The sequence below is a fragment of the Sinanaerobacter sp. ZZT-01 genome, assembly GCF_035621135.1.
Classification (GTDB): domain Bacteria; phylum Bacillota; class Clostridia; order Peptostreptococcales; family Anaerovoracaceae; genus IOR16.
This window is the reverse complement of record NZ_CP141728.1, coordinates 1,519,486-1,542,341: the sequence shown is the minus strand read 5'-3', so window position 1 is coordinate 1,542,341 and position 22,856 is coordinate 1,519,486. Positions and strand designations below refer to the sequence as shown.

At 40.6% G+C, this 22,856-nt stretch carries 22 protein-coding genes and 1 tRNA gene; 8 read left to right on the top strand and 15 right to left on the bottom strand.

Translation table 11 applies throughout. The features are described from left to right. Position 1 precedes the first annotated feature (1 nt). The 9 genes from U5921_RS07405 to U5921_RS07365 form a co-directional block, all read right to left on the bottom strand. Positions 2-1,084 (bottom strand): saccharopine dehydrogenase NADP-binding domain-containing protein, encoded by a 1,083-nt coding sequence (locus U5921_RS07405; RefSeq protein ID WP_324825831.1) that lies wholly within the window; start codon positions 1,082-1,084, stop codon positions 2-4. After that, a complete protein-coding gene (locus U5921_RS07400; protein ID WP_324825830.1) occupies positions 1,081-3,984 on the bottom strand; it encodes an amino acid adenylation domain-containing protein in 2,904 nt (967 codons plus the stop codon). Before U5921_RS07400 ends, U5921_RS07405 begins: the two co-directional genes overlap by 4 nt. Beyond that, positions 3,981-4,757 (bottom strand): thioesterase II family protein, encoded by a 777-nt coding sequence (locus U5921_RS07395; protein ID WP_324825829.1) that lies wholly within the window; start codon positions 4,755-4,757, stop codon positions 3,981-3,983. The genes U5921_RS07400 and U5921_RS07395 overlap by 4 nt, the downstream gene beginning before the upstream one ends. Positions 4,758-5,241: 484 nt before the next feature. After that, the gene (locus U5921_RS07390; protein ID WP_324825828.1) at positions 5,242-6,096 is read right to left on the bottom strand and encodes a CPBP family intramembrane glutamic endopeptidase; all 855 of its coding nucleotides are present in this window, start codon (positions 6,094-6,096) and stop codon (positions 5,242-5,244) included. A 137-nt stretch (positions 6,097-6,233) separates the two neighbouring features. After that, positions 6,234-6,992: an ABC transporter ATP-binding protein gene (locus U5921_RS07385; RefSeq protein WP_324825827.1), complete on the bottom strand. Its 759-nt coding sequence runs from the start codon at positions 6,990-6,992 to the stop codon at positions 6,234-6,236. Between the two features lie 4 nt (positions 6,993-6,996). Next, a complete protein-coding gene (locus U5921_RS07380; RefSeq protein ID WP_324825826.1) occupies positions 6,997-7,875 on the bottom strand; it encodes an ABC transporter permease in 879 nt (292 codons plus the stop codon). A gap of 51 nt (positions 7,876-7,926) precedes the next feature. Beyond that, positions 7,927-9,315, bottom strand: a complete 1,389-nt coding sequence (locus tag U5921_RS07375) for an ABC transporter permease (RefSeq protein WP_324825825.1) — start codon at positions 9,313-9,315, stop codon at positions 7,927-7,929. Beyond that, complete coding sequence (locus tag U5921_RS07370) at positions 9,300-10,598, bottom strand: MFS transporter (RefSeq protein ID WP_324825824.1); 1,299 nt, start codon at positions 10,596-10,598, stop codon at positions 9,300-9,302. The genes U5921_RS07375 and U5921_RS07370 overlap by 16 nt, the downstream gene beginning before the upstream one ends. Further along, positions 10,591-11,241, bottom strand: a complete 651-nt coding sequence (locus U5921_RS07365) for a TetR/AcrR family transcriptional regulator (RefSeq protein WP_324825823.1) — start codon at positions 11,239-11,241, stop codon at positions 10,591-10,593. Before U5921_RS07365 ends, U5921_RS07370 begins: the two co-directional genes overlap by 8 nt. 236 nt (positions 11,242-11,477) lie before the next feature. On the opposite strand from U5921_RS07365, the gene U5921_RS07360 reads away from it, so the two are divergent. Beyond that, positions 11,478-12,134 (top strand): TetR/AcrR family transcriptional regulator, encoded by a 657-nt coding sequence (locus U5921_RS07360; RefSeq protein WP_324825822.1) that lies wholly within the window; start codon positions 11,478-11,480, stop codon positions 12,132-12,134. A gap of 77 nt (positions 12,135-12,211) precedes the next feature. After that, positions 12,212-13,471, top strand: a complete 1,260-nt coding sequence (locus U5921_RS07355) for an MFS transporter (RefSeq protein WP_324825821.1) — start codon at positions 12,212-12,214, stop codon at positions 13,469-13,471. Positions 13,472-13,620: 149 nt separating this feature from the next. Here U5921_RS07355 and U5921_RS07350 read toward each other — a convergent pair. Next, positions 13,621-13,696 (bottom strand) — tRNA-Ala (locus U5921_RS07350). Between the two features lie 211 nt (positions 13,697-13,907). On the opposite strand from U5921_RS07350, the gene mbhE reads away from it, so the two are divergent. From mbhE to mnhG, 6 genes are read left to right on the top strand one after another with little or no spacing between them, the layout of a single operon-like run. Then, a complete protein-coding gene (gene mbhE / locus U5921_RS07345; RefSeq protein ID WP_324825820.1) occupies positions 13,908-16,775 on the top strand; it encodes a hydrogen gas-evolving membrane-bound hydrogenase subunit E in 2,868 nt (955 codons plus the stop codon). A gap of 13 nt (positions 16,776-16,788) precedes the next feature. Then, positions 16,789-17,136: a Na(+)/H(+) antiporter subunit C gene (locus U5921_RS07340; RefSeq protein WP_324825819.1), complete on the top strand. Its 348-nt coding sequence runs from the start codon at positions 16,789-16,791 to the stop codon at positions 17,134-17,136. Further along, positions 17,126-18,625 (top strand): proton-conducting transporter membrane subunit, encoded by a 1,500-nt coding sequence (locus U5921_RS07335; protein WP_324825818.1) that lies wholly within the window; start codon positions 17,126-17,128, stop codon positions 18,623-18,625. The genes U5921_RS07340 and U5921_RS07335 overlap by 11 nt, the downstream gene beginning before the upstream one ends. An 8-nt stretch (positions 18,626-18,633) precedes the next feature. Next, the gene (locus U5921_RS07330; protein WP_324825817.1) at positions 18,634-19,116 is read left to right on the top strand and encodes a Na+/H+ antiporter subunit E; all 483 of its coding nucleotides are present in this window, start codon (positions 18,634-18,636) and stop codon (positions 19,114-19,116) included. Beyond that, on the top strand, positions 19,109-19,480 hold the full coding sequence (locus U5921_RS07325; RefSeq protein WP_324825816.1) for a monovalent cation/H+ antiporter complex subunit F: 372 nt from the start codon (positions 19,109-19,111) through the stop codon (positions 19,478-19,480). Before U5921_RS07330 ends, U5921_RS07325 begins: the two co-directional genes overlap by 8 nt. A gap of 2 nt (positions 19,481-19,482) precedes the next feature. Further along, positions 19,483-19,842: a monovalent cation/H(+) antiporter subunit G gene (gene mnhG / locus U5921_RS07320; protein ID WP_324825815.1), complete on the top strand. Its 360-nt coding sequence runs from the start codon at positions 19,483-19,485 to the stop codon at positions 19,840-19,842. 25 nt (positions 19,843-19,867) lie between these two features. Here mnhG and U5921_RS07315 read toward each other — a convergent pair whose 3' ends face one another. The 5 genes from U5921_RS07315 to U5921_RS07295 form a co-directional block, all read right to left on the bottom strand. After that, on the bottom strand, positions 19,868-20,236 hold the full coding sequence (locus U5921_RS07315) for a VOC family protein (protein WP_324825814.1): 369 nt from the start codon (positions 20,234-20,236) through the stop codon (positions 19,868-19,870). 32 nt (positions 20,237-20,268) lie between these two features. Next, positions 20,269-21,072 (bottom strand): hypothetical protein, encoded by an 804-nt coding sequence (locus U5921_RS07310; protein WP_324825813.1) that lies wholly within the window; start codon positions 21,070-21,072, stop codon positions 20,269-20,271. Between the two features lie 244 nt (positions 21,073-21,316). Continuing rightward, positions 21,317-21,709 carry a 30S ribosomal protein S9 gene (gene rpsI / locus U5921_RS07305; protein ID WP_324825812.1) on the bottom strand — a complete coding sequence of 131 codons (393 nt, stop codon included), beginning with the start codon at positions 21,707-21,709 and terminating at the stop codon, positions 21,317-21,319. Positions 21,710-21,727: 18 nt separating this feature from the next. After that, positions 21,728-22,156 (bottom strand): 50S ribosomal protein L13, encoded by a 429-nt coding sequence (rplM, locus tag U5921_RS07300; RefSeq protein ID WP_324825811.1) that lies wholly within the window; start codon positions 22,154-22,156, stop codon positions 21,728-21,730. Between the two features lie 222 nt (positions 22,157-22,378). Then, the gene (locus U5921_RS07295) at positions 22,379-22,825 is read right to left on the bottom strand and encodes a phosphate-starvation-inducible PsiE family protein (RefSeq protein WP_324825810.1); all 447 of its coding nucleotides are present in this window, start codon (positions 22,823-22,825) and stop codon (positions 22,379-22,381) included. Between the last annotated feature and the right edge of the window lie 31 nt (positions 22,826-22,856).

Below are 22,856 nucleotides of genomic sequence, written 5' to 3'. Positions count from 1 at the left end.
ATTAAAGCGCCCCCTCTACCTCTTCATACAATTCTCCAATTGTATGCTCATAAATCTGTATTCCCCCAGAAGGAGCTATTTTCATCAGTTCCTCCGTGTATCCTTCCGTGTGTGGGCTTTTCCCAAGAAGATATGATCCTTTTGGCATTTTATGTTTTGATATAGCCAAAACTACAGCCGCAGTCGCTGAGGCAGTGAAATGAGATGGGCTTCTGAACAGACAACGGAGTGTCTCCGTTTTTTTTCTACCGGAACGCTCTCCATTCAGCTGAATCAACATTCCCGCATATCCCTTTCTGGCAGCGCAATCCGCTTTTGACGCTGCACATAAATCCTTGACTGCTTCATACGGATTGCGCATATAGTTGTATTTAATTTTTTCCAAAGCCTTGCAAGTACAATCTCCATCAATCCCCATATACCATACTCCGTTTTTCAGACGGAGTTCTTGGGCAACAAAGGAGGACTCTTCGTCAAAATACGGGAATGCCCTCACATACTGCTGCGATACTTTTATACGGGCACTCTGCGACGTGAATGGAACTGCCCGTCCATCTTTCCATATCGCAATTGCTTTATTCTGACTATCCGATAATCCCTCTAAGTAATCTCGGGCGGCAGTCTCAGTAAACGAGCCAAGCCCCGCATAATAAAATTCCAAATCAAATACCCTGTCAAATTTCTTCGAAAGCCAGCGAGGCAGTAGTCCGGATAAACCTGGCATTGAGCCGGCACCGTATACCGCACACAGACCACTATTTCCTTTCAAGGAGGATGGACTCTGTTCAGCCGCACCGAGATCGACGTAATGGCTGCCGGCATCCGTCGTTATTTCTGCTACCTGCGCAGAACTTTCTTTTTTTAATCCGGCACAATTTACCACAATGCGGCAACCATCAACAAACGCCCGTAAACTGCCAGCGTCACTCACATCTGCCTGCATCCACGCGAAATGCTTATTATCAAATTGTACCGTGTGCTTCTTATGCCTGCCCCCGATACGTATCACTTCCTCTGTTTCATTAGAAAGTATCTGTGACAGCTTACCTCCAATATCACCACATCCACCAAGGATTCCAATCACAGTTCTCCCTCCACCACCGGCTCAAGATGATCCAGTTTTTTCTCGGCTAAAGCCGCTATGCTTTGTAAAAACGGATTGTCAAAGATTTCACGCAAAGAAAAATTAATTCCCACATCTTCCTTTAGTAATGAGATAAATTTTGTTGCAGAAAGGCTGTCTCCTCCGATTTCAAAAAAACCCTGCTGTCTGCCAACCGCTCCACAGCCAAGTAATTCATGCCAAATGGCTGCAATCCGCTCTTCCATGCGGGAATATACAGTATCAGCTACGTCTTGCTGTGCAGTTGCAGAAATGGTGTCTACTATTTTTCTACGGTCAATTTTCCCGTTATCATTCAAAGGAAATTGAAGAAACAGACAGATTGTATCCGGAATCATATATTGTGGCAAGTAGTTGCAAAGCTCCTCTTGCAGCTGCATCAATGTAAACTCCTTTTCTTTTCCGCGTTTAGCTTCAATGAAAAGCACCCCGTCGTCCGCAGAAACCGTAATTTTTGTATGTTCAAATTGAGATTTTAAAAATATTTGCTGCCATTCTTCTTTATCCAGCAGTGGTGTATCAGCTCTTTTCCTCATGCAGGCAAACCTCTGAAATCCATTTTCCAATACAGCTGATGAAATCAGTGCCACTGGGTCTAGTTCCTCAAGCTCTACGGCCAGCAAGCATCCCTGCTTTTTTAGTAATGAGTATGCATAATCAAGCCCGCTCTGAGGATTAACATATCGGTGAAGTGCATTTACAGAAACTGCAAAATCATATGTATGGACATGCTCCGATGCAAGCATCCCGTTGGAAGTCGATGCGTACCGAACAACGGTGCAGCTTTCATCCCATCTTTTTTCAGCTTGATGGAGCAATCCTGCTGAATCATCAAAAAGTGTCAGTTCGCATGCAATTCCTTCCAGTTTGTCATAAAGATATTTAGCCGCAAGGCCGGTTCTAGCACCCAGCACAGCTATTTTTACGCCACCGCCGGAATGCTGCTTGATTATGGAAGCAATCTGGTCAATGCAAGAACGGATGTGGCTTCCCTGCATAGACAATGCTTCCGGAGAAAGTTCTTCCATTTGAAGTATCACATTTGCAGCGTCTTCTCCAGAAAGTATTTTGCGATATGTCTCCACGCTCTGATTTAATACAGCTTGTAATGGCGTTGTTTTTCTGCACCGGCTAACATCAACCTCTCGGTAACGATTTCCCGCTGTTATGATTCCATCTTCTATTTTTACAATATCTTGGCGCTGTAACCAACGGCACCAAAAATCAAATAAAGGCTGAGCCTGCTTACTGACCCATCTTTTTTCCGAATTGATAACTAAGTTATCAAACGAGCATAAATGTAACAGGTAGGCTTCGATTAAATTTTTTCTCTCGTTTAACTTCTCATCTTTCCATTTTGTCTTGTCCTTTTGCAGAACACAGTGGGCTTGTCGATTTTGATTTTTCTTTGCCGTTACAGCCAAAGCCAACTGAGAAGATCGATTGCTTTCGATCACAACTGCTGCCGCATCTTCAATCATTTTCTCCAATTTGCAGACAGACTCTATTTCACCTAACTCAATCCGGTACCCTCTTAGCTTTACCTGATTGTCCAGCCTTCCTAAAAACTCCACAGTTCCGTCTTCCCAATAAAGGGCACGATCTCCTGTCCGATACCAACGGACTCCATCTACTGAACAAAAGCGCTCCTGCGTCAGCTCTTCCTGCTGTATATACCCTTTCGCAACCCCGCGCCCTCCGATCCACAGTTCCCCGCTTACATAGTCCGGACAATCCAAGCCGTTTTTATCTACGACCCGCATCTTTTGATTACTTAGCGGTTTTCCGTAAGGTATTGATCTCCATTCTTCGCATATGCCCAGTACTTCGTAATAATTCGACCAAATAGCGGCCTCTGTAGCCCCTCCCAAAGCGATCAAACGGCAACTGTCTGCTATTTTTTTTAAGCGATCATATAGGTTTAGCGGCACCCAGTCTCCCGACAACATAACTATCTTTAAAGGCAGCTTCTCCCCTACGGATTCACAGACCGTCAGAAGCATGTTAAAAAGCATTGGAACACTATTCCAAACCGTTACCTCTAAAGCCTTTACTATTTCCATCCAGCTTGCAGGCTCTTTTTTTTCCTCTTCCGATATGAGTGCGGCACACCCGCCTACACTTAAAGGCGCAAAGACATCGTACACAGATAAATCAAAGTCCAATTCCGATATAGCAAATATGCAATCTCTCCTGCCAATATTCATTTTTTCGTTGATGTCAACTATGGTGTTATTCGCTGCATCGTGTGAGATAACGACGCCCTTCGGCTCTCCCGTAGAACCTGATGTAAAAATAATATAAGCAGCAGCCTGCGGATCAGGGAAAAGCGGGGAGAGCATTTCATCATACTGCGTACGTTCCTCAATCATTACAGGCAGCAATCCGAACGGAAGTTGTCTTGTATTTACATACTCTTTATTTGTCAGCACATGTACAGCACCAGTAGCTTGAGTAATCCGCTCCACTCGTTTTTGTGGATGCGATACGTTGACCGGCACATATGTACAGCCTAATGCAAGTACAGAAAGAACGGCAATGATCTGCTCATACCCTTTGGGCAGTGTAATTAGAACATTACTATCCGATTTTATTCCTCGTGCTTTTAATAAAGCAGCGGTTTTCATAACCTCAGAATACAACTGTTGATATGTAAGTGTTCTTTTTTTTCCCTTTTCAAGCCACACAACAGCTGTCAAGTCTGGTGTTTGCTTTACACTTTTAAAAAAGCCTTCGTGAATACAGGATGCTACAATCTCTTTATCGGTCTGATTGACTGATTCTCGAACAAATGCCTGCGTTTTCATCTGTTCTTTTGACAATACGTTCGTTTCCGCATTTAAGTGAATCGCTCTTTTCATGTCGCTACTCCTTCTCTCTCTGGTAAGCCTCCGTCGACAGCAGCGCAAACAAGCTGGGCGCGATACCAATCTTCTAAAACAAAGAAGTGCTCTCCTTTGAATCCACTTACACTGACCCGACTTGTCGTCACAGAACCCCATCTGCTCATAACGTCTGGGTCTGCCTCGCAATCTTGGTCTGCCGCATGTGCAAAAATGGGTATGCTTATGCGCTCTCCATGGTATATGAGGCTTTCATTTAATTCGTAATCCCTGCGTAATTCTGAAACGATATGCTTTAATAAATCGTTATTTAAAAAAACTTCTTTTGGAGTGGCTTTATAACGCTTTAGCTCATCGAGCAACGCGCTGTCAGGCATGTGTGTCTTGAATTCGATAGGATTCTCTTCATTTGGCGCCTGTCTCCCTGCAACGATCAGTCTCTGCGGAGTTATCCCGTAAAAGGTTTCAAGCCTATATGCCGTATAAAAAGCCATCGCTGCACCCATACTGTGTCCAAATAAAAGAAAAGGTTTCCCATCGCTTTTTTCTATGATTGCTTGGCATAATGGATCTAAAATAGATTTAAAATCATTCTCAAAGATTTCACTGCGCCGAGCCCCCTTGCCCGGAAGCTCTACACAAATGAAATGCACAGAAGATGGCTTTAACGTCCATTTTCTATATGTCGCGGCGGTTCCGCCCGCATGATGAAAACAGAATATCTTAGGTTCATAGCCCGTTAAATATTTACTTTCAAATGGAAAATATTTATTTAGTATTATAGTATCCACTTACCTCACCTTTCTGCTATAATAGCTTAGAATTTTGTTCGCATTTACCAACTTATTTTCCATAAGTTAGCATATGCTAACTTATGCCAATATCATATCACACATATTAATAATTTCAATATTTTTTTTAATATTTAGAAATTTTTTTATACTCTTGAGGGAATTATCTATTGATTTCTATGTTCTTCCTTTCAAAAAAATATTTTTAGATATGGATTAATTTCAACGACTTCGGAATATTTTACCCACCGGCACAGCCAGTGGATTTCTAATACATATAAAAAAATATTAGGACTCATACGCCCTAATATTTTTTGTATTTTGATGATAGCCTTTTGTTCTTCCTCATAGCTAAAGGGAGGCCTGCCGATCATATTAGGGCAATGCACATCAAAACCAGCGTTTAGAAACATCTGGCATATAGTCTCTATAAATCTATTGATTCCGTATGACAGACTCTCCAATAAAACAATTAATGGATTATCTAACCCCGAAACGTGCTTTTGCTGTGTGCTCTGCTTTTCCAATAGATAAAAAGGGCAATTAAGAATGATATCGCTTGCGCAATTGAAATGCGTATTATCTGTAACTCATCGACACCGGAAAGAGAAACGATGTGAAGAATATTTATAATGGTATTATTAAAAAAATGATCTGCCATAGACATCCAAAGAGAGCCGGTAATCTTGGTGAGCAGACAAAACTTAACTCCGACAATTCCCGTTGTCAAGATAAGCATCAGCGCATACACAGCTGCACCGCCACTGCTCATCTCTCCATCCAGCAAACTGCGTACCGGAGCGGCAACATGCCACAATCCAAATAGGACGGAAGAAAAAATAGTGGCAGCGATAAAAGAATACCTTGTTTGTCCGAGCTTAATAAATAGGCCTCTGAAAATGCCTTCTTCCATAATCACGTTTATTATATTACCAATCACACAGAGAGCAAAAAATATAAAAGCTGTTTGTTTCCCTTGGTTGCCGCTGATCGCATAACTGGTAACATAAATTTGTAATGAAGGTATGTTTCCTCTTGAAAATTGTATTAGAAATTCACTGCCATAAGTAATTATATATACAACGAATCCAAGCAGAAGGCCGTAAAAACTGTTTTTCATCGCGAATTTGCTCGTAAAGCCAATTTCTGACCTCCTAATCGAAAAAAATCTTGCTGCAAGTACGAGTACAAAGATGCCGATCAGTTTGTGTATAAATGCCTCGCCAAAGAAACTTTGATCTGTGCGGATTAATAGATATTCGACCATTCGGAATGAAAAGCATGCTAAGTAAATAATTAGGATGAACTGCACGGGATTAAAATACTGTTTTTCTTTCATTTTAAGCCTCCATTTCAATTATATAGATCGCACACGCACGCTCCTTTTTCTTATCTATATTTTAACATACTGTCTGAAATTTTCATATGGAACATCTCATTTCATATATTCTGGATTCATGTCCTTACAGATATTAATCAAATCCCTATTTTTTGCATCTTAAGTGTTATTTTTTCTATTCTGCTTTCTAATCCGACGCCTATAAATTTAGGGAGTCTGATTTCACTTGCAATCTTCCCATCCAGCATGAACAGAATACGTTCCGTGCGAGCTGCAATCTTTACATCGTGACTCACAAGCATAACAGCAGTACCCTTGGCGTTAATTTCAGAAAAAATGTCCATGATTTCCTGTGCAGATTTTGAATTGAGTGCACCAGTCGGTTCATCTCCGAAGATTATTTTAGGATCATTCATAAGTGCACGGCAAATCCCGGCACGTTGAAGCTGTCCACCCGATACCTGAGTAGTGCTGCGAGATTCAAGCTTAAGTATGTCAGTTTCCTTCATCAACGATCTGGCTTTTTCAACAATTTGTGCAGTGTTTTTTCTATTGTCACGAACGGATGGCAGTATGATATTATCAAGAATGCTGAGGTTTTTTAACAGCGTGGGCTGCTGAAAAACGAATCCCATTTCCTTACGCCGAATATCGGCCAGGCGATCCTCTTTTAGTTCCGCCAGATTTTTTCCATTGAAGAACACTTTTCCACTATCTATATTGTCCATGCCGCTTAAAGCGAACAGAAGCGTCGATTTTCCGGAGCCGGAAGGCCCCATTACAGACACGAATTCGCCCTCATTTATTTCCAGAGAAACGCCGTCGAGAACGTTACGCTTTTCATCGGCATCACCAAATATTTTTATTATTTTTTCGCCACTTATTACCTTTTTCATTTTCTCACTCCTTAATGTATTCGGGTATTTTTATCTTTCCGGCATCATGCACACCTATAAAGACTGCGACAAGCACAGCAAATAGCAGCATGAGTGGAGAAATAATGTAAGCGCTGACAGGATTAATAATAAACTTGAACGATGAAGCACCGAAAGAAGAAATAATGGCCCCTGCGAGAACTTCGCCGAGTGTATTTGCTAGAATTGTGCCAACGACCATGCTTATTATGAGAACAAAAATCAACCTCGAGATGTACTGCTTTTCTATATCTGAGCTCCTGAAACCCAATGCTTTCATCGCTGCAATCGAATATCGATCTCTGGAAAGGATCATTTTTATAAACAACACCGTTATTAACGCAGAAATAATTAGCGCAACCGAAGCCGAGACAACTGCTGCGTTTTTTACGGAGCCTATTGTCGACCCAAAGGTTTGGTATATATATTCATCCACGTCAGAAACTTTGGCAAAGGTAAATGCTGCTGTATAATGCTTTATCTTTCCACCAATAGATACATCGTCTGCAAACTCTGCACTGATCACGCACCACATGGTTGCTGCCGTTTCATCGGTGAATATCGCTTTTGCTGTTTTCCCGCCATTGGTGATATCAGAGTATACTCCACAAACAGAAAGATTTCTTTCCTTTCCTCCAATCACCAAGCTTATGGAATCCCCCACCTCTTTTTCTAGTTCCTTTGCGTTGATTGCTGAAAGTGCGATTTCGTTTTCAGAGGAAGGTGCTTCTCCAGAGCTATACTTGACGGGGAAAATAGAGTGATCGCCAAGCTCAACCTTTATCGTATCCTCCGTTCCCTCATCGGTTATCATTTTCAGAGATTTTGTTGTAAGCACAGTATATTTTGAAATATTGCTGTCCATTTCCAACGTCTCAGCAATTTCAGCAGCTTTTCCGGAAATGTCATCAGTCTGCTAAATGTCAAATCTGAGGTCACAGTTTCCAACTCCCATGTACTCGATGAAATCTTTGGAAGAAAGGGTGTTATAGAGATTCTTGGGAACTACCGTGATAAAAATTGCAATGGAAAAGACGATTAAAATAGATGTGTACAGTCTTTTTCTTGAGAAAACATCAATGATACCCATAAAAGCATTCGTACTCATAAGCCGATTCCGACTCAAAGATAATCTCCTGTTCTTGCTTGCTTTTTCCTGAGTTGTTCCGAAACGAACCGCTTCTGCTGCTGATAACTTTCGTAAACGTCTCAGTACGCCACTAACAAATATAAGGACAGCAAAAAAGATAAACACAATCCCAAAAATTCCGAAAAGAATAGCGATGCCTGCATCTTCGTTTTCGCCCATGTACAGCCGAATGTTCTCAAGAAGCATGCCTTTAAATGCGAAAGAAAGCACACAGCCTAGAGTGCACCCCAAACCCGCAAGAGCAGCATATTTTGAAAGGTAGATCCGTTTAATATCGCTTACACGCAACCCGATCGCTTTCATAACTCCAATTTCCCGGAAATCTTCTTCCATTTTAGCTAGTAACGTAAAGCGTATGCATAAGAAGGCGACTGCAACAATGAGCAGACTCACGAGCAGTATCACGCCGATCATCATTCCGTCACTGATTGCGTTCAGTATTCTGATAAGCGGATATGTGATGGCTGGCCCGTTCCTTTCGAGTCCCGCTGACGTATAAGCTGTTTCAAAGTCGGAGATCCCCGCCTGATCTTTTAGCCGAAACGCAATCAAATATTCAACACTTCCGCTGTCTTTAAGTGCCGTGAGGGCGTTATCGCTTACGAGAAAACGCTTTGAGGAAGAAAGGGTCGACATCATTAGTGAATCCCGAACAAACCCCGCAACAGTAAACGATTTTCCGCATATCCGTATACGATCTCCTACTTTTGCGGTTCCATCCTTCAAATAGCATATCGGAACGTAGACTTCATCATCAGAAGCATTTATTGCTTGCCCGTCCAGATCGAATAGATAGTCAAAATCACTGCTCTGCGTACTTAAACCATTATCCTGTACCGATCCTGCAAGAGAATTTTCGCCGATGGTAATCTCTGCCCCATCAATATTTAAAAACTCAGCTATCTGTAGTTTTTCAACATTTCCGTTCTGCTCCGCAAAGAGTTCAAGCCGACTCCTATCTATTGTTCCCGAATGCATCTGCATAAAATGCGGCGTTTCAGCTCTTGTCATAAGTGTATCAATTGATCCGAAGAGATTAACCGTAAGCACTGCAGCAAGTGACACAAGCATAGCTGCCGAAGCGATAAACAACATCATGATTATGTTAATAAGTTTACTTTTCTTAATGTCATTACGAATTATTCTGAAGTACATACGCAACCTCTTTTCTCCAGTTCTTTTATGCTCCTCATAACGTAAATCGCAAATGCAGTAACACATAAAAGCATCCCTGCAATGATTATTTGAAAACCGGCGCCTCTGCCATTTCCAGTACCAATCACTTTTCCAATGGTTCCCGCAAGTGCTCCGTCGTTACTTAAAAGAGGGGTAAACACATAATCCGAAAGAATGCCTGAAAGAACATAGGCTATAACATATCCCAGCTGTGAAATAAGCCCTATCAACCCCCATGCTCTGCCTTGAACGACGTTTTTGATATTCGTACGAATAAGATAATCCAGACTCGTGTTTGCCAGCGGAAGCATTGCAAAAAACAAAAATCCCATGATGCAAATGAGAACAAGGTTCTCACGGAATCCGAATCCCACCATAAACAATCCGGCGCTGAACAACGAGCCTGACAGCAGCTTCACATAGCTCTTTTTAATGGGAACAATTCCAACGATGACGCTTGTCACCAACATACCAGAGGCGCAGATCGTTTCGGTAGTTCCCAGCAAAGCACTGTCTGAAAATGCAAGGATCATTGGCGCAGAGAGCGTTTGTATAAATCCAAGAAAAAAAGTTATAATTGAAGTTATCATTACAAGAATCAGCACCCCACGTTTTTCAGATATTGCTTCCCAGCCTTCTTTAAATTCACAGATGAAAGAATCTATTTGTACTCCTGATTTTGCCTTGAGACCGCGGCGCACCACAAAAGTCGATAAAACTGTTACAAAAAAGGTGCTGATATCAATAATCAGGAGCAGCTTGATATCCGAAACAACAAGCAGATATCCGGCGATGATAGGAGAAATCAGATATTTTGCTGAGGCTGCCGTCTGTACAAGTCCGCTTGCTTTTGTATACTGCTCTTCGGTCAGCAAATCCGTAACCGTCGCTTTATATGAAGGCTCAAGAAGAGATGAGAAAACAGAGCTGATACTTACGCCGACACAAATTTGCCAAAGGTGCGCTTCCCCGTAAAGCATACAGATGAGGATAAACACTAACCCAACTGCGGAAAGGCTGTCACCAATTACCATTAACAGCCTGCGGTCATAGCGGTCGGCAAGCACGCCTGCCGGTGCACTTAGTAAGAGTGACGGCAAAAACGCAAGCAGAGTGACAAGTGCCATAGTAGACACCTTTCCGGTCTGCTGATAAACATATACACCTAGTCCAAAGGCAGTAAGCCCGCTGCCAATTGCAGAAACAAGCTGACCTGACCAAAGAAGAATGAACTTCCCAAAAGACTGTTTTGAATTATTCATGATCCTCCTCATCACTGCTAACAAGCATCCGCATAACATACTTGACCATACTTCCGGCAGGAACTCCAAGTAATCTTTCTATATTGAAAATGAAAGCCTGAATCCTCAGCTCTTTTTCATCCGCACTCATAACAATCATCGCATCATCAAAAATGGTGCTTCCATAGGCCATAATCATTTCCATGCATTCGTATGGATAAGGTGTATCGTAAATTCCCTGATCGTTTCCCTCGCGAACTATTTCAGCAAGTATGGGTGTTATCCCCATGAGCATAGCATACTGTGTCTTCTGATGCATCAGTGCATTTTGCGGTTTATGCATCTGTTCGATAATCTGACTGCCGCTCCCACCGCTTATGTTGAGCGAAGTGATCGCTCGAACCATGCGTTCATTTACTGATAAACTCTTATCACTGGCAGCCTTTTTTGCATTTTTAATCAGTTGCTCGTTATAGCGCTCAATCAATGCATCCAAAATCTCCTCTTTTGACTTGAAATGATAATAAAGCGTCCCCCTCGCAATTCCTACTATATCTAAAATATCGTTTGTACTGGTACCGTCAAATCCTTTTTTACCAAAGAGTTCGTCAGCCGCATCCAGAATCTCATTACGGCGTTCTACAGCTTCTTTAACAATCCTCATTATTACATCTCCAATCTTACAGACCGACTGTCTGTCGATATGATGATATAGTACTTTGTATGCTTTGTCAATAGCCCTCGGTTAAAAAATTGTTTTAGGAGGTTTTGCCTGGCCATTAAACTTGGAGTTATTGAGAAGCTAAGGCTCCAATGCTATGAAATTTCGATTGACAACGTGAAATTACTATAATATAATTCAAACATACTACTGGTATGTTATAGAGAAGGAGGTGCACTATGGCGCGGAACAAATACCCAGAGGAGACCATCCGATTGATATTGGACGTGGCACAGCAGCTGTTTCTCGAGAAGGGATATGAGCACACTTCCATACAGGAAATTATCAATGGTCTGGGCGGCCTTTCCAAAGGTGCCGTCTACCATCACTTCAAATCCAAGGAAGAGATTTTCAATGCAGTGGGTGACCGATTCAATAAGCAAATCATCAGAGAATTGACAGCCATTCGGGATGATTCCAGACTTACCGGTTACGAAAAACTGAAAAGGATATTTTATCAATCGCTTTCCAGCGCAGACCGTGACATTGTTTTTACAGTAGCACCAAATATGTTGAAACATTCAAAATTGTTGGCCATGCAGATGCATGAAATCTTTTCGGATGTTGTGCCGCACTATGTCCAGCCTGTCATTGAGCAAGGCGTATCAGATGGCTCTATTCTCACAGAGTATCCAAAGGAACTTGCGGAGGTCATCACTATGCTGACGAATCTTTGGCTTAATCCGTTAGTGATTGAAACGGATGTGGATAGTATGGAAAAGCGGGTTCGCTTTTTCAATTCGATCTTAAAGAATATGGGAATCGAGTTGCTAGATGAACAGATGATAGAATCTTACAGGAGATACTGCGCTCTCGTGAATCAGAAACCCAAATAAAATGAATGCCCAATAAAGGGTTTCATTTTTTAAATTTATACATACCAACGTTTGGTATTTATCAAGGAGGAACTTACATGAACACAAAACTATTTCATCGAGATTTTTTAATGGTTGTAATCGGCCAGATCATTTCTCTGTTTGGCAACAATATCCTTCGTTATGCGTTGCCGCTCTATCTGCTTAACAAAACCCATTCCGCCGCACTGTACGGGCTTGTTATGGCGCTTTCTTTTCTGCCGATGCTACTACTTTCACCAGTCGGTGGTATTGTAGCCGATCGAGTAAACAAGCGGAACGTGATGGTATGGCTGGATTGCTTTACCGCAGCACTGATGCTATTTTACTCACTAAGCTTTGAGAGCCTCCCTTTGGTGCCTTTACTCATCACCGTCCTGATGCTGCTCTATGGCATTCAGGGCGCATATCAACCCACAGTGCAAGCATCATTGCCGGTGCTGACACCACCCGACAAGCTGATGGCCGGAAACGCCGTTATTAACATGGTAAACTCACTGTCCGGAGTAGTAGGTCCTGTCCTGGGCGGACTGATCTTCGGATTTTACGGAATAAGGCCGGTTTTGTATCTCAGCATTGTCTGCTTTTTCTTCTCTGCCGTTATGGAAATCTTTATTCACATTCCCTTTGAAAAGCGAGATTCTGAGGGGAGCATACGCTCTCTCGTCGCTTCCGATCTGCGGGAAAGTTGGCATTTTATCCGTCATGAGCGTTCAGAAATTATACGGCTAGGTTTTCTGCTCTCCGCAGTCAATATGGTCTTTTCGGCACTGATTATTGTAGGTCTACCCATCCTCATCACCAGCCATTTAGGATTTGACCAAGCAACCGGAAACCGCCTTTACGGTTATGCCGAGGGTGCACTGGCGGCTGGCGGGCTATTGGGCGGACTGCTCTCAGGCATGGTTGGTCATAAGCTAAAAGCAAGCCACGGAGCAAGGCTGCTCTTCTGGTGTACGGCGTCGCTATTCCCAATGGGCCTTGCACTTCGACTACCAATCGGTTCAATGACAACATATTTTCTTATTTCCGGCTTTTGTGTAATTATGATGGTGATTTCAACGATCTTCAACGTGGAAATGATCACCTATCTGCAAAAGATTACACCTGGTACCCTCACCGGAAAAGTCATGGCTTTGATCATGTGCCTTGCCATGTGCGGTAATCCGATTGGACAGGTGATATACGGCGTGTTGTTTGAATTCCTTTCAACCAACGTTGATTGGATTTATTTTGGTGCATTTGCAGCCTGCCTTGGCTTGTGCACAGTGTCCCAAGCCGTGTTCCATCAACTGAGTGATACGGTAATTGCATCCTAATAGCATGAAATAAAGTAAGAATAAGCTACCAGGCTACGTCCGTGATTTATTCTAAACGATTATCAAACCAAACTATTCATTCATGGTGTAGTAATATATAACAAAAAGTTCGGTAAACCGTTGATTTCTGATTTCCCGAACTTTTCCAGTGGTGGAGAATAGGGGGATCGAACCCCTGACCTCTTGACTGCCAGTCAAACGCGCTCCCAGCTGCGCCAATTCCCCTCATATTCTTTTCTATTTACTAATATAGAAAAATTTATCTATTTTGTCAATACATCTAATCGGACATTTTCTTTTAATAGTCATCTTCTTATTCTACTTTTTATTCTTTTATCAATAAGGTTTTTATCGTAATTATTTCACGCTTATGGTAAAATATGATTTAATAGTTATATCTGATAAGAAAACCGTTTTTATTGAGGGGAGATATTTTTTGCTTTTTTCATTAATACTTATTCCATTTGTTGTTTCATTTTTTATTATGATATCCCATCGATTTATTAAAACAAAACTGGGCTGGACAGCACTTCCGGTTCCAATTGTGCTGTTTTTATTTTATCTTGCAATGCTGCCACGAACCCTTTCAGGTGAGACCATATCAACAAGTTTATCTTGGATTCCTATGTTAAAAATTACACTTTCTTTTGAAATCAACGGTCTTTCACTATTTTTTGCACTTCTCATCAGCTTCGTTGGAATTTTAGTAATCCTGTACTCTATATACTATTTATCCGAGCGAGAACGCTTGGTTCACTTTTATGCTTTCCTGCTCCTATTTATGGGGGCGATGTTGGGCGTTGTTACTTCAAACAATTTAATACTGCTATACTTTTTCTGGGAGTTGACAAGTATATCCAGCTTCCTTTTAATTGGCTTTTGGTTTGAGAAGGAGCGTTCCTGCTATGGCGCTCAAAAAGCGCTGCTTATCACTGTTTCCGGTGGATTTTGTATGTTAATTTCGTTTATTCTTATTGGAAATATAGCCGGTACCTTTGAAATCAATGAACTAATGAATTCCTATGATTTGATCCGTCAAAGCAGCCTCTATCCGGCCGCTTCTATTTTACTGCTAATCGGTGCTTTTACTAAATCTGCGCAAGTACCCTTTCACATTTGGCTTCCGTCCGCAATGGAGGCTCCAACACCGATCAGCTGCTACCTGCACTCTGCTACTATGGTAAAGGCCGGGATCTTTCTCGTTGCCCGTTTCACACCACTTCTTGGAGATACCGTATTGTGGAATACAACAATTACCTTTGTCGGCCTTATTTCTCTTCTTTTTGGCTCTTTTACTGCTCTCAGTCAAAAAGATTTAAAGGCTTTGCTTGCTTATTCCACCATAAGCCAATTGGGTCTTATCTTATGTTTATTCGGTATCGGTACTAAAGCCGCAATCTTTGCTGGCTTATTTCACCTTTTGAATCATTCTGCTTTTAAAGGCAGCTTGTTTCTTATGACCGGAATGGTAGATCACGAGACAGGAACAAGAGATTTGTCACTGCTTCACGGACTGGGAAAAGCCATGCCTTATACGGGTATGATTGCTTTTATTGCATCATTTTCTATGGCAGGTCTTCCTCCATTCTCAGGTTTTTTAAGTAAAGAACTTTTCTTTGAGGCTGCTGCGGAGGCTCCGTCTCATGCCTTTTCCTTCTTAGGAAGCTTTGCCTACATCATTCCTCTGATTGCAGTCTTAGCGAGCCTTTTTACATTTGTATATTCACTGCATCTTTTCAGTGCTGTTTTTCTTGGTAAGGAAGTCTCTTGCGTCACTCCAAAAAAACCACATGAAGCACCGATTGGTATGCTTTTTCCTACAATACTTTTGGTTCTTTTGAACCTGCTTGTTGCTTTTTTCCCAAACATCGCAGCCCATGCTTTGATTGCGCCGGCTGCTCTTGTTGTAAGTGGTTCTCTTCCTGAAATACACGTTATGTTCTGGCATGGATTTACCGTACCGCTTATGATGACCCTTGTCGTTGTTATTGGAGGTGCGATTTTATACAGTCGTCTAACTTTACGTAAACCAGAACTTGGACAAGACTCCTTCCCGCTTAGTGCAAATCGTATTTACGACACCTGTTTATATGGTCTGCCAAAAGTAACGGGGCGTTTTACGAATTTTTACATGACAGGTTCTCTCACCAATTACTTGTCCTATATCATTCTCGCATGCTTACTTCTTGTTGGATATCCAATTTTGTACTATGGCTTTATCTCTGCAGTGTCTACTAACGATCTTGCTCAAATTGAATTAATTGAAGTTGTTATGATATTTGTCACAGCGACAGCAGCCATTCTTGCCACACGAATGAAAAAACGTGTTGCCGCTATTCTTTCAATGGGAATTGTCGGTTATATGGTCGCCATGTTCTTTGTTATGTTTGGTGCCCCTGATTTAGCCTTGACTCAGCTTTTAGTAGAAACGGTCACTCTGATTCTGTATGTATTGGTCTTAAAACAGTTTCCGCTTGGCATGGAACCACATGCACAAAGTAATCCAAAAAAGAGAGTCTCAAACATTCTCCTATCATTACTTGTGGGATTCAGCGTTGCTTTCCTTAGCTTTTTCTCCCATTCAAACCGATTCTACGAATCCATTTCCTGGTTTTACACCGCATTCAGCAAGTCAAAGGGTGGCGGCAGCAACATTGTGAATGTAACTTTAGTAGATTTCCGTGGTCTGGATACACTGGGAGAGATCACCGTTCTTTGTCTCGCATCCTTAAGCATTTATGTCGTTCTTCACCTTTTTACCGACGACAATGGAAAGGTACAATCCATTTCTGATGATGCTTATATAGATGAAGATATTACTTATTTAAAAGATTACACCGAGACAAATGCGCTTGCTTCTACCACACTGCAAAAAACTCATCAAAAGGACAATGACCTAGTTATCTTAACCTTTTCAAAGCCGGTTGCCTTCATTATTTTGTTTGTATCGGTCTATCTTCTGCTCGCTGGTCATAACGCCCCGGGCGGTGGATTTATTGCAGGACTAATGACATCATGCGCTCTACTTCTGATGTACATTACAATTGGGAAAGACTTTATGTCTCATCTGCCATTTAAAGTAGGTTTGTTCCTGCCTTTGGGGCTTTCTATCGTTGGGGGCTGCGGTATTTTATCCATTTATTTTCATAAGCCGTTTTTAACACAGACCTTCGGACATATCATCCTTCCTTGGTTTGGAAAAATAGAGCTTGCCAGTGCATTGATTTTTGACATTGGTGTTTATTTCGTAGTACTTGGAACCGTTATGTCGATTCTATTTAATATCGGCAAAACAAAATCATAGAAAGGAGACTCTTATGGAATTACTGATTGCTTTATTGATTGGGATATTATTTTCTGCTGGTACTTATATGATACTTTCAAGGAGACTTCTTCGCATTGTCTTTGGTACCTCATTGCTCTCGAATGGAACTTTATTATTTTTGATGACCTCCGGAAAACTTCAGAGGGGAGAATCTCCTATTTTAGGAAGGCTTTCTGCCATATACACAGACCCATTGCCACAGGCAATGATTTTAACAGCCATTGTTATCAGCTTTGCAACCACTGCATTTTGTTTGGTTCTTGCTTACCGCACATATCAGGAAATGGAAAGTGATGATGTAGATGATCTTTTAGGAAAGGAGCATAACGATGAGCACTAACCTTCCTTTGCTTCCGGTTCTAATTCCTCTGATAAGCGGGATTCTTTTGTTATTCTTTCGAAAAAATGTACTCGCACAACGTTTATTCAGCTTTATCAGCTGCACGTTAATGATTGTCCTGTCTGTATTCTTACTCGTTCAAGTTCGTACAGAGGGAATATTGATTTTCTGTGCCGGCGGCTGGTCTCCTCCCTTTGGTATTGTTTTCGTTGCAGACTTGTTCTCTGTCATTTTGCTTTGCCTGAGCAGCTTATTATTTTTTACAGGGCTTCTCTTCAGCTTCGAAACCATTGGTGTCGAGCGTGAAAAACACGATTTTTATGTGCTCTGGCAATTTTTAATGATGGGTATTCATGGTATTTTTCTAACAGGAGATTTATTTAACTTATTTGTATTCTTTGAGATTATGCTCTTGTCGTCTTATGCGCTCTTGGTTCACGGTGCATCCAAAGCACAACTCCGTGAAACCTTTAAATATCTTTTGATTAATATCGTTTCATCTACAGTATTTTTGATCGCACTTGGCGTTCTTTATGCAATGCTTGGAACGATGAATATGGCAGATGCCGCTCAAAAAGCAAGTATGGTCGAAAATCAAGGTTATTTCACAGTTGTTGCTATGCTACTTATAACAGTATTCGGCATTAAAGCTGCTATGTTTCCTCTGTACTTTTGGCTCCCAAAAGTACATACAGTTGCAACCGCTTCTGTAAGCTCTATCTTTTCCGGCCTTGTAATTAAAGTTGGCGCTTATGCAATGATCCGGACCTTTACTTTAATTTTCATCGGCGATACTGCACACACGCATCTCATTCTTACCGTATTAGCCATTTTATCTATATTCCTTGGCGTATTCGGAGCTGTAAGTCAAATGAATTATAAAAGCATATTGGCCTATCATAGTATATCGCAGATAGGCTATGTTATATTAGGTCTTGGTCTTTTCAGTGTTTCATCGATTAGCGCTTCCATCTATTTTATCTTTCATCACGGTGTTGTAAAAGGCTGCTTATTTCTAACTGCAGGGATTACTGAAAAAATCACCGGGACACGAGATTTAAAAAAGATGGGGGGTTTGCTTGCAACACATCCTGCGCTTGGTTGGACCTTTTTTATCGTTGCAATGTCACTTTCCGGCGTTCCTCCCTTATCCGGTTTCTTTGCAAAATATATGATCGCTTTATCTGCTGCAAACCAGCAAAATTATTGGGCACTCACCTGTGCAATCGGTGCTGGCGTATTCACATTATTTTCAATGATAAAATTATTTCTATATGTATTTTGGGGAAGAGCTCCGCGTGAATATGTCCCTGCTGCTGGTTTTCAATATAAAAATGCACTGATTCCATGCTTTCTTCTCGCAGGTATCTCTCTTCTTTTGGGTATTTTTGCACAACCAATTCTTTCTCTTTGCACCGAAGCTTCTGAGCAGCTTATGACACCGCAGACGTATATCGATGCGGTATTAAATACTATTGGAGGCAGATAGGAGGTAAAATGGCAACTCAAATCGTATTAAATTTAGGTCTGGCAGGTATATGGTTATTTCTCAGTGATTCTCCTTCCATCGCAAGCTTTCTTTTTGGGTATTTACTGGGTGCATTTTTCTTATCTGTTTTTTATTCGCAAGCACACAAGCAGTTTTATCTTAGAAGAATATGGAGAGCTTTCATACTTTTTTTCGTTTTTTGTAAAGAGGTAATCGTTGCAAATCTTTCTGTACTTCGGTATGTCTGCCTTCCTTTGTCGCATTTAAATCCGGGAATTGTAGCACTTCACATCGATTTGCGAAGTAATTTTGAAATTGTACTTCTTGCAAATATGATTACACTGACCCCGGGAACTTTAACCGTAGAGATTGCCCCAGAAGGCAATATTTTATATGTTCATATGCTAGACTGTGCCGATGCACCAAAGGTTCTAGCCCACATCGAAAAAGAGTTTGTAAATCGAATCAAGGAGGTCGTCGGCTATGATTAATTTTTTGCATGACTATCCAATCATTAATCTTGTGGTCAATATTGTATTGATTTTTATCTCTATATCTTTGGTCATTAATTTACTTACAGTCGTCACAGGTAAAACGCTTGCAGACCGTGTCGTCGGCTTGGATGCGCTAAGCACCCAAACACTGGCACTCATTATCCTCTATGCTTTTAAGCATGGCACTGCCTATTATATGGATGCTGTTTTGATTTTATCCATTCTAGGCTTTGTCGCAATGGTCGTTTGGAGTAAATATATGCAAAAAGGGGATGTTCTTTATCCATTGAAAAAATACCCTCAAAAACCTAAAACACAGGATGAAATCAAATATACTAGAAAAAAAGGAGAGGATCTTTAACAATGCAAATGTATGATATTTTTTGGCAGTTTCTTATCTGTGCCTTTCTTATTGTCGGTGCCGTATTTTGTTTTGGAGGCAGTGTGGGTCTCTTACGTTTTCCGGATATTTATTGCCGTATGCAGGCACTTTCAAAGCCAGTTACTCTTGGTATCTTCAATTTAATTGTCGCCTATATTCTTTTCCTTTATTATACCGATTTAGGCTTTTCTCTAAAAGGAATTTTAGCTATTGTTTTTCTTATCATTACAGTACCGCTTGGCTCTCATATGATGGTCAAAGCATCTTACCGCAGCGGTATTCCAATGTGGAAAGAGAGTATGGTGGATGAACTGGAGAAATGGAATAAAAAAATGCAGTGAAACATTCACTGCATTTTTTAGTCTTTTAACGCTGCGGTACGATTTCGATCCAATATCCGTCCGGGTCTTCAATAAAATAAACCCCGAACTTCGTATTCTCAAAACACACCACACCCATTGCTTTATGCTTCGCTAAAGCGGCTTCATAATCATCGGTCACAAGTCCCATATGGATTTCATTATCTCCAAGGTTATACGGCTCTGTACGCTCTTTCAGCCATGTAAGCTCAATCTGATGCGTCGCATTTTCATTGGCAATAAACGATAGGATATAATTTCCTTCCTCATCCGTAAGCCTTCTAACTTCTTTCATATCTAAAGCTTGTTCGTAAAATCGCATAGAACGTTCCAAGTCCAATACATTTATGCAATTGTGAGTCAATGCAAATTTCATATTCATTTCCTCCTATCTGTAACTTTTTTATTCTATACCCTTTGTATTAATTTTACCAGTTCTTTTTTATAATAAAGTTTATTTCCATATTCCCTAACAAATGAAATAGACTCTTCTGCTTCTTCTTTCTTCCCGCTTTTCAGTAATATCTCAGCGATGTAATAATGCATGGCTACTTTTTGAAATTGATGCTGTGCCGGATTTTTTTCAAAATATTTTTTTACAAAATCCAGGTCGAGATTCGCTCGATGCATATGGAGTTCTTCTAATCGTAGAATCACGTCTAAATACATTGCATCTTTTTTTCTACAACGTTCTTTTAATTTTTTTATTTCATTAACCAAATCAAATCTTTTGCTGTCCCAGCAAAATTGCCCGTAAGCATTCAAAAGATTATTATAATAAATCGCCTGATATGCAACTCTCATACGAGAAGGGTTCTCAATTTTATTTGAAATCGAAATCGCCTCTTGCGGCTCCCCTGCCAGCAGCATGCACTGTGCCATCGCAATCAGCAATTGATTCTTAACATTCTTAGGAATAATTCTCCAATGATTTTTATAGTAATCAATAACGGTAAATTGCAGATATGGATCACATTTTTCATACAGTGCGGTTTGAAATTTTATTTGATTTTTTCTTATAAATCGTAAAACAAGCCAAAGTATTACAAGCTCAACAAGCAGATATACCTGCACACTGTAGAGCTTAATACTGGTTAAAATTGCAAATAATGCAACAAATAGGAGCACAAATTTTTGGAGGATAAATTTTCTCGCTATTTGATTCCCTATTTTCTCCACTGCTTTTAATTCTCTCTGAATATCTTCATTCATCTTACTAATTTTCTTTCCTTCCTCGCAAGCAAAAGTAAAAATACTAATTATTAAAGGAATCAATCTATAATAAAATGTCATTCATCATTAAAGCAAATCACTCAAATAAATTTCCTCAAGAGATTTACGTTATCAATATACTCATACCATGTCTTAACGCTTGTTAATATTTAATGGAAATGAGTTTTATTTTCTATTAGATAAAAAAAGGCGACCGTAAATACGATCGCCATATGGAAACAAATTAACGTTTGCTGAACTGAGAAGCTTTTCTTGCTTTCTTGAGTCCGTATTTCTTTCTTTCCTTCATTCTTGGGTCTCTAGTTAAAAAGCCTGCAGCTTTTAAAGCAGGTCTGTGTGCAATATCTGCTACACAAAGGGCTCTCGATACTCCATGTCTTAAAGCACCTGCCTGACCGGTAAATCCGCCGCCTCTTACTGTTGCAATAATATCAAACTGGCCTTCAACACCAGCAACCTCTAAAGGTCTTCTTACTTCTCTCTTAACAATTTCCATACCGAAATAATCTTCAAGAGGTTTTTTGTTTACTGTAATGGTTCCTTTGCCAGGGATCAATCGAACTCTAGCAACAGATGATTTTCTTCTGCCTGTTCCGCAGTACTGCATTTTTGCCATTTCTGATTCCTCCCTTTATTAATAATTCCAAATTTCTGGTTTTTGTGCTGCATGGTTATGCTCTGGGCCTGCATATACCTTAAGTTTCTTGTACATTTCACGTCCAAGAGGTCCTTTAGGCATCATGCCCTTCACTGCATGGCGAATAATTTCTTCCGGCTTTCTAGCCTGCAACTTTTCAAAAGTTAATTCACGAAGACCACCCGGGAATCCCGTATGTCTTTTATAAATTTTCTCTTTTCTTTTCTTTCCAGTAACCTCTACTTTTTCCGCATTGACAACGATGACATAATCACCTGTATCAACATGCGGTGTATAAATCGGTTTTCTCTTACCTCTCAAAATAGAAGCAATTTCTGTGGCTAGACGACCGAGTGTTTTTCCCTCTGCATCGATAACATACCACTTTCTTTCTACTTCCTGAGGCTTCGCAATAAATGACTTCATTTTTACCTCCTTACCTACTGAGATTGTCCAAACAATCGTGTTCGGTTTCACTGCAATAACGTTTCGGCCACGGCCGGTAACCCAGCCTGCACCTTATGTTAAAAACCCCCGGTAAAAGGGCTTCTTACACGATCTAATGTGTTTTTCACACAACGCAAGAGTATTATATTATGTATTCTCATTTAAGTCAAGCTGATTCTTTCAATTCCATTCCTTCTTCTTTCATTCCTTCTCTGTTTTCAAATGAAGCGATTCATTCCCCAAAATCGGTTCTTTATCTTCCTCTTTATTATACAGAAATTTACGAATTGCAAAAATCCCCGCAATGGCTGCTACGGCAAAAAAATTTTCTATCATTGATGTATGCTCTACAATCATCTGGCGGGCTACTGCGAACAATAAAACTTCAAGAACTGCTCCATGTGAATGCTCCATAAGCATCTTAATAAATTCCAAGCCAATCACTAGCCAAAGAATACTGCCTAAAATAGAATTCAGCTGTGCGGAACCTAAGTTTTGAAAATCCAATACATCAAACCGATCAACCATTACTATCGTCTCGATAACAATAACCAGTAAGATGATGATTGAAATGATTCCTTCAAGAAGGCTGCATAAGTAAAAAATCAAATTTGCCAAAGTATTCATGCTTTGTTTTATTTTTTCCATATTTGCTCACCACCTTTACTCCTAATTATAA